This window comes from Rheinheimera mesophila, assembly GCF_000986865.1.
GTDB classification, from domain to species: Bacteria; Pseudomonadota; Gammaproteobacteria; order Enterobacterales; family Alteromonadaceae; genus Pararheinheimera; species Pararheinheimera mesophila.
Window position 1 is genome coordinate 1 of sequence record NZ_LAVS01000055.1, and the last position, 859, is coordinate 859.

The 859-nt window shown below is 37.6% G+C and carries 4 protein-coding genes; all 4 read left to right on the forward strand.

Features of this window, described 5'->3' with window-relative positions:
- The coding region (locus SD53_RS12425) for a hypothetical protein (protein WP_046520539.1) at positions 1-246 on the forward strand (246 nt) is incomplete at its 5' end.
- On the forward strand, positions 239-490 hold the full coding sequence (higB, locus tag SD53_RS12430; protein WP_001837494.1) for a type II toxin-antitoxin system toxin HigB: 252 nt from the start codon (positions 239-241) through the stop codon (positions 488-490). The genes SD53_RS12425 and higB, both read left to right, overlap by 8 nt.
- A complete protein-coding gene (locus SD53_RS12435; protein ID WP_000028422.1) occupies positions 480-662 on the forward strand; it encodes a hypothetical protein in 183 nt (60 codons plus the stop codon). Before higB ends, SD53_RS12435 begins: the two co-directional genes overlap by 11 nt.
- Positions 655-859 (forward strand): dCTP deaminase/dUTPase family protein (locus SD53_RS12440; protein WP_046520540.1); only part of this gene is annotated, 205 nt, incomplete at its 3' end. The genes SD53_RS12435 and SD53_RS12440, both read left to right, overlap by 8 nt.

Here is an 859-nt window from a genome sequence, read left to right on the forward strand (position 1 = left end):
GCTAGGTTGAAGAAGATGAGAAAACAACGTGATGAGTACAAGAAGCAACGAGATGAGCTTATTGGGGATATAGGTAAGTTAAGAGAACGTAACAAAGATCTAGAGAAGAAAGCAAGCGCATGGGATAGGTATTGCAAGAGCGTTGAAAAAGATTTAATAAACGAATTCGGCAACGATGATGAAAGAGTTAAATTTGGGATGGAATTAAACAATAAAATTTTTACGGAGGATGACACAAATGGATAACCGTGAACAAATAGAACAATCAGTGATCAGTGCTAGTGCGTATAACGGCAATGACACAGAGGGATTGCTAAAAGAGATTGAAGACGTGTATAAGAAAGCGCAAGCGTTTGATGAAATACTTGAGGGAATGACAAATGCTATTCAACATTCAGTTAAAGAAGGTGTTGAACTTGATGAAGCAGTAGGGATTATGGCAGGTCAAGTTGTCTATAAATATGAGGAGGAACAGGAAAATGAGCATTAGTGTAGGAGACAAGGTTTTTAATCCAGAAACAAATTCAACTTTAGAAATTGTACAACTTGTTGGCGATATTAGAGACACGCATTACAAGTTATCTGACGGATCTATTATTAGTCTTATAGACTTTGTTGTTAAACCAATTCATTTAATCAAGGAGGAGCAGGAAAATGACTAACACATTACAAGTAAGGCTATTATCAGAAAATGCTAGAATGCCCGAACGAAATCATAAGACGGATGCAGGTTATGACATATTCTCAGCTGAAACTGTCGTACTTGAGCCACAAGAAAAGGCAGTGATTAAAACAGATGTAGCTGTAAGCATACCAGAGGGCTATGTCGGGCTATTAACTAGCCGTAGTGGTGTAAGTA

Excerpts from the sequence above, each read along its gene's own strand:
- SD53_RS12435 (WP_000028422.1), top strand. The coding sequence starts at position 480 with ATGAGCATTAGTGTAGGAGACAAGGTTTTTAATCCAGAAACAAATTCA.
- higB (WP_001837494.1), top strand. The coding sequence starts at position 239 with ATGGATAACCGTGAACAAATAGAACAATCAGTGATCAGTGCTAGTGCG.